The 6,084-nt window shown below is 49.8% G+C and carries 6 protein-coding genes and 1 riboswitch; of the genes, 3 read left to right on the top strand and 3 right to left on the bottom strand.

Annotated features, from left to right (window positions below):
* The coding region (locus ACJMLT_RS03725; RefSeq protein WP_405726798.1) for an argininosuccinate synthase domain-containing protein at window positions 1–365 on the bottom strand (365 nt) is incomplete at its 3' end.
* A 416-nt stretch (window positions 366–781) separates the two neighbouring features.
* Here ACJMLT_RS03725 and ACJMLT_RS03720 point away from each other — a divergent pair.
* From ACJMLT_RS03720 to wecB, 3 genes are read left to right on the top strand one after another with little or no spacing between them, the layout of a single operon-like run.
* Window positions 782–1,660: a fumarylacetoacetate hydrolase family protein gene (locus ACJMLT_RS03720; RefSeq protein ID WP_405726795.1), complete on the top strand. Its 879-nt coding sequence runs from the start codon at window positions 782–784 to the stop codon at window positions 1,658–1,660.
* A gap of 37 nt (window positions 1,661–1,697) precedes the next feature.
* Window positions 1,698–1,874 (top strand): hypothetical protein, encoded by a 177-nt coding sequence (locus ACJMLT_RS03715; RefSeq protein WP_405726792.1) that lies wholly within the window; start codon window positions 1,698–1,700, stop codon window positions 1,872–1,874.
* 17 nt (window positions 1,875–1,891) lie between these two features.
* A complete protein-coding gene (gene wecB / locus ACJMLT_RS03710; RefSeq protein WP_405726789.1) occupies window positions 1,892–3,817 on the top strand; it encodes a non-hydrolyzing UDP-N-acetylglucosamine 2-epimerase in 1,926 nt (641 codons plus the stop codon).
* 46 nt (window positions 3,818–3,863) lie between these two features.
* Here wecB and ACJMLT_RS03705 read toward each other — a convergent pair whose 3' ends face one another.
* Window positions 3,864–5,216 (bottom strand): peptidoglycan-binding protein, encoded by a 1,353-nt coding sequence (locus tag ACJMLT_RS03705; RefSeq protein ID WP_405726786.1) that lies wholly within the window; start codon window positions 5,214–5,216, stop codon window positions 3,864–3,866.
* A gap of 30 nt (window positions 5,217–5,246) precedes the next feature.
* Window positions 5,247–5,714, bottom strand: a complete 468-nt coding sequence (locus ACJMLT_RS03700) for a hypothetical protein (RefSeq protein WP_405726783.1) — start codon at window positions 5,712–5,714, stop codon at window positions 5,247–5,249.
* 167 nt (window positions 5,715–5,881) lie between these two features.
* Window positions 5,882–6,052, top strand: a riboswitch (Lysine riboswitch).
* Window positions 6,053–6,084: the final 32 nt, after the last annotated feature.

Raw genomic sequence — 6,084 nt, 5'->3', positions numbered from 1 at the left:
CCTTTGCCTGTTGCACCGTGGCAGATTGCTGTTGCGCCTTCTGCTTTAGCGATTTCAACCATTCTCTTTGCGATGATGGGACGAGCCATGGATGTACCCAGCAGATATTTGCCTTCATATACAGCGTTTGCTTTTACGCAGGGGTAAACAGCGTCTGTGATGAATTCTTCTACCAGATTTTCGATGTACAGTTTGGAAGCGCCTGTTTTCAGTGCTTTTTCTTCCAGACCGTCTGTTTCTTTACCCTGACCAACGTCACCGCATACGCAGATAACTTCGCAGTCGTAGTTTTCTTTCAGCCAAGGGATGATGCAGGATGTATCCAGACCGCCGGAATATGCCAGAACGATTTTTTCTTTTGCCATAATGATGTTCCTCCTTAAAAAAGTGCTTTTCGAAATAAGTCCCGCCGGGACGTTTGCTCTAGTGAATTTTATAAATGGATTATACATATCTCGTTCTGAAAAAGCAACCCCAAAATCATAAAAATTCAGGAATTTGTATATAATTTTATGTTGCAGAAGGATTCAGAGGGCGGTTTTGGGCACTTTTTTATTCAACATACAAAATTATGTGTATAAATATGCATGTTTATTTGCATGGGTGATTAAGGGTACAGTATCTTGTATACATGAATGCGAAGACCTTTTTTTCTTTGAAAATGCAGGCTTTTGTGATATGATGAGAATGGTATATTTTATGGATATGCTTTTGAGATACAGACTCGCCCTGCAGTGCGCTGGCTGCGCCTGTCTGCAGGAGCCGTTAGGAGGAATGAAGCATGAAACTTTTGACATACAGTCACAATGGCGAACTGGCCGTAGGTGTTCTGAAAAAAGATGGTTCTCAGGTGGTGCCTGTGCATTATCTGGGTTTTGATGTGAAAGATATGAATGCCTTTCTGGAACAGCAGGATGAAGAAAAGCTGGCCAAGATGGACAGAAATAAGGAACTGATGCAGGGGATCCCTGTGGAAGAGGTGCAGCTGTATGCGCCCATCCTCTATCCCAAGCAGGATATTATCTGTCTGGGCATCAACTATTATGCTCATGCGGAGGAATCTGCCCGCTTCCATAATGAAGCTTTCGGCGGTGACCGCCCCGAACCTATTTATTTCGCAAAAAGAGTGAACCGTGCTGTCGGCGACGGGGAATATATCGACGGCCATCTGGATATCGTAGACAGTCTGGACTATGAAGTGGAACTGGCTGTGGTCATTGGTAAGGATGCGAAGAATGTACAGCCCGAAGAAGTTTTCGACTATGTATTCGGTTATACCATTTTAAATGATATGAGTGCCAGAAACCTGCAGACTGCCCACAAACAGTGGTACTTCGGCAAGTCTCTGGATGATTTCACGCCCATTGGCCCTGTCATCGTGACAAAGGATGAATTTACAAATCCTCCTGCGTTGGCCATCCGTTCCTATATCAACGGGGAACTGAGACAGGACAGCACCACAGACCTTCTCATCAACAGCATTGAAAAGGTGATCTGCCAGCTGTCCAAAGGGATGACACTGGCGGCAGGCACCATCATCGCCATGGGTACGCCTGCAGGGGTTGGCATGGGCTTCCAGCCGCCCAAGTTTCTGAAGAAGGGCGATGTGGTTAAGTGTGAAATCGAGGGAATTGGTACATTGACCAATGAAATCAAATAAGAATACATAAGGAACCGGATGAAATGGAGGGACTTGCATGATCTATTATGTGATTGCTTTTATTCTCATTGGCTTGTTCCTGAGTAATATATTTTTTGCTGTCAGAAAAATCCTGTTTAAGTCGGGAGAAAGCATCACCAATAATATCAAGGCGATTTTCATTGCTGTTGCGCTTGCGGCTGTGATATGGATCGGTCTGACGAAATTCCATTAAGTAAGGAGATTATTCGTATGGATAAGATAAAGGTAATGAGTGTGTTCGGCACCAGACCCGAGGCCATCAAAATGGCACCTCTGGTAAAAGAACTGGAAAAAACACCCGAAATTGAAAGCATCGTCTGCGTAACCGCGCAGCATAGAGAAATGCTGGATCAGGTGCTGGAAATCTTCGACCTGCACCCCCAGTATGACCTGAATATCATGCAGTCCAGACAGACATTGGCAGGGATCACAACCCGTGCCCTGACTGGTCTGGAAGAAGTGATGGGCAAGGAAAAACCCGACATCGTTCTGGTACACGGGGATACATCCACCACTTTCGCCGGCGCACTGGCGGCATATTATAATCAGGTAAAGGTAGGCCATGTGGAAGCAGGCCTGCGTACCTACGACAAATATCAGCCCTTCCCCGAAGAAATGAACCGCAGACTGACAGGGGCACTGACCGACCTGCACTTTGCGCCCACTCCTCTGGCGAAGGAGCACCTGTTAAAGGAAAATATCGGTGAGGAAGGTATTTTCATCACTGGCAATACTGTTATTGACGTATTGGCACACACCATCGAAGAGGACTATACCTTCACTGTGGGTGAACTGAATAAAATCGACTTCAAGAATAAACGTGTCATTGCCATGACAGCCCACAGACGTGAAAATCTGGGCGAACCCCTTCGCAACATCTGCCACGCGGTAAAACGTCTGGTGGAAGAATACCCTGATGTGGAAGTGGTTTACGCGGTGCATAAAAACCCCGCTGTTGTGGAACCCGTTCATGAGATCCTCGGCGGCAACGACCGCATCCACCTGACAGACCCTCTGGATCTGAAGGATATGCATAACCTGATGTGTCGTTCCTTCTTCGTGATGACAGACAGCGGCGGCCTGCAGGAGGAAGTGCCTTCCATGGGCAAGCCCGTACTGGTTCTGAGAAATGTAACAGAACGCCCCGAAGGCGTGGAAGCAGGTACTCTGAAACTGGCAGGTACTGATGAAGAAACGATCTATCGTCTGGCGAAAGAACTGCTGGATGATAAAGATGCCTACGAAGCCATGGCACAGGCGAAAAACCCTTTCGGCGACGGTCAGGCCAGCCGCCGCATTGTGGAAAGCATCCTGTATCATTTCGGCAGAAAAGCGGACAGACCCGACGAATACGTACTTCGCATAGAATATGACAAGAAACCGAAGGAGGCAAAAACCATGAAAGAAGAAAGAATGGCGATCCTGAACATGCTGGAAAAAGGTATCATTACCGTGGATGAAGCGGAAAGACTGCTGCATACACTGAACAGCGGTATGGGTCTGGAAAAAGACGGTATCAAAAATGCAGTCGGCGGTATGCTGGGCAAAGCCGGTGCAGCCCTGACGGCAGTGGCGGAAAGAGTGAAGGAAAACCCTACAGTAAAATCTGCGGCAGATAAGGTGGCAGAAAAAACAGAAGACCTGCAGCCCAAAGTAAGCAGTGCGGCTTTCCGTATGAAAGAAAAAATGGCAGAAAAGGCCGATGATCTGCAGCCTGCAGTGCGCGGTGCAGCTTTCCGTATGGCGGAAAAAGCCGGCGAACTGAAAGAGGATATGGCAACCTATTACGAAAAACTGAAAGAAAGAAGAAATCGTGATATGGCAGAAGACTGGGATGATTTCGATCTGGATGAGCTGGATGCGGAAGAAGTGGCAGCATTCATGGACATGAACGGTGCTTCTGAAGAAGCGGCTGCAGTGGCAGAAGCGGCAGCGGAAGAACTGGTTTCCGAAGGTGCAGAAGAAATGGAACCCATTTCCCCCGAAATGAACAAATACCTGAATAAGGTAGAAGATGTTCTGGAAGGTATGAGCGACCAGATGGAACAGCTGAATGATATGGAAAGTTTCCTGACAGCTGCGTTCGGCGAATATGACCCCGCAGAATGGGAAGACGACGAAGAAGAAACAAAATAATCGGCACAACAGAACAGCCGCAGACCAATGGTCTGCGGCTGTTTTTTTATCGGCTGTCATAGAGCCTGCGGATCAGGTTCCATGTGACAGGTCCCACGGCGCCATTGACCGGCAGTCCGTTCTGGGCCTGCAGGGCGGAGACCGCATCCCGTGTCTGGGTGCCGAAATATCCCGTTACGGGAAGGACGGGGATCACGCCCGTATATTCTCCGATACCCCTGAGGTAAGTCTGCAGATCGCGGACATCTTCCCCTTCCTGTCCTTCGGAAAGAAAGAAGCCGGGATAGGGCTTTGCCCGATCCCCTTCAATGCCCGGGGGAAGGGTGGCGAGGATATCCTCATAGGCCTGCTGGATCCGCAGAAAGGTCTGCAGCCCAACGATCCCGTCTGCGGGCAGTCCCACCAGTTCCTGAAAGGTGCGGACGGCGGCGGTGGTGGCGGGGCCATAAATGCCGTCTATGGCAATGGCGGGCAGGGCGCCGTTACTGAAATAGGCAATGACTGCCAGATAATATTGTAAGGATTGCACGGCAATGCCCGTATCCCCCTCCTGCAGCACTTCGGGGAAGGGGCGGCTTACTTCCTCCAGCGTCAGCCCCTCCGAGGTCAGCTCGTTCAGCCGTTTTACGCCGTTATAGATATATTTCAGCTGATACCATGTGGCCTTCCCCACGATACCGTCGGGGGTCAGGTTGAAGATGCGCTGAAATTCCTGTACAGCATTTCTGGTGGAGACCCCGAAGACCCCGTTGGGATTGGGGATCTTTGGAATGGCGGGATAGTTGCCGGCGATGCGGTTCAGCTGCAGCTGAATGGTTTTTACATCGTTCCCTGAAGAGCCCACCCGCAAAGGCACCCCGGGGTAGGAGGGAATATTGGCACTGATGGGGGCATTTTCCACAATGCCGATGTTGTCTCCATAATAGTACTGCAAAATCTGATATGGCGTCAGCCCCTGTTCTGCCAGCTCCACGGTGCCCCATTGCAAAAGCCCCGGGCAGAAGGAGGTGGAACCGTTGCAGTAGGCGGTGAAGAAGGGGTCGATCCGCCCCTGTCTGACCACATAATCATTGAAAATATCATCTACGATCTGGCTGATATTTTCATAGATATCCCGCCCCTTAATGAATTTCTGGTCGAACTGGGTGGTGTTGGTGATATCGAAATCATAGCCCTGAGAACGGTAAAATTCATTATAGACCCGATTCAGAGCATAGCTGATCTGGGCGTAGATGTTGGCGCGGATGGCGGCTTCGGGCCATGTGGGGTAAATTTCACTGGAAGCCACGTTTTTGATATAGTCGGGAAAAGAAACCGTCACGTTTTCCGCAGGCGCATCGGGCAGCCCCAGATGCACGGTGATGGTTTCGGGGATGGCGGGCAGCTGCAAAGAGCCCATGGGGATCCACTCCTTTCATTTTCTGAGAAATTATAAATCCGGTTCCTTGTCTTCGATTTCTTCTACTTCGTTCTGCCGCCTGCCGCCGATATCCGTCGTCAGGTTGACGGGCTGAATGGTGGTGATGCCGTCAAATATGGGCAGATCGCGGATATCCGTTGTCACATAATTGGGTGCGGAGACCTCGGCTTGATAGGTGGCATAGACGATACCGCCGTTGGGCGCCTGCGAAAGGGCGCGGCTGGGGGCAGGCAGAGAAAGGGGCACGGTTTTTCCGCTTTCGTCGGTGACTACCCTAAGGGAAAGGGACACACCGTCTGCCAGTGCTTTGGTGATGGTGATGGTGGCTCCTTCCACGGGAAAAGCCCCCTGACCGCCCGTTACCTGAAACAGCAGGGTGCCGAAGGCTGGATTCTGGGTGAAAAAGGTGCGGATGGGGTCGGCGGCGGTGCGTTCTGCCGCATGGAGCGGAGTGTTTTTCTGGAAATAGGGATACATGGGAAATCTCCTTCCTGCATAGGATGTGTTCTTTTTTTAACTATACTATGTGCAGGGCAAGGACACCTTTCTGCCTGATTTTTCTTGTTTTTACAGGCATTTTTCCGGAAAGGCTTGACTTTGTCTGTTTGGTATGGTATGAATGAATGAGCGTCTGACAAAAGTCAGACAAAGATAGAGGTGCGATGCTGATGAGTAGCCCTTCAAAAAAGCCGTGGGCGGCGGAAGGGGAAAGGCAGTCTCGCCGAAGCTGTATTTTCTGCCCGTTTTGGGAAATATGGCTGGGACATTGCAAAATATGTAATGTACTGTCACTTATGTGGAGCGCTATCGGAAACTTGTAACACTTTTATGGGTTATAATGTCGTGC

The organism is Anaerotignum sp. (genome assembly GCF_045122575.1).
Taxonomy (GTDB): domain Bacteria; phylum Bacillota; class Clostridia; order Lachnospirales; family Anaerotignaceae; genus Anaerotignum_A.
The sequence above is the reverse complement of the archived record's forward strand: the minus strand, read 5'-3'. Positions and strand labels throughout refer to the sequence as shown.

Excerpts from the sequence above, each read along its gene's own strand:
- ACJMLT_RS03720 (WP_405726795.1), top strand. The coding sequence starts at position 782 with ATGAAACTTTTGACATACAGTCACAATGGCGAACTGGCCGTAGGTGTT.
- ACJMLT_RS03715 (WP_405726792.1), top strand. The coding sequence starts at position 1,698 with ATGATCTATTATGTGATTGCTTTTATTCTCATTGGCTTGTTCCTGAGT.
- wecB (WP_405726789.1), top strand. The coding sequence starts at position 1,892 with ATGGATAAGATAAAGGTAATGAGTGTGTTCGGCACCAGACCCGAGGCC.
- ACJMLT_RS03705 (WP_405726786.1), bottom strand. The coding sequence starts at position 5,216 with ATGGGCTCTTTGCAGCTGCCCGCCATCCCCGAAACCATCACCGTGCAT.
- ACJMLT_RS03700 (WP_405726783.1), bottom strand. The coding sequence starts at position 5,714 with ATGTATCCCTATTTCCAGAAAAACACTCCGCTCCATGCGGCAGAACGC.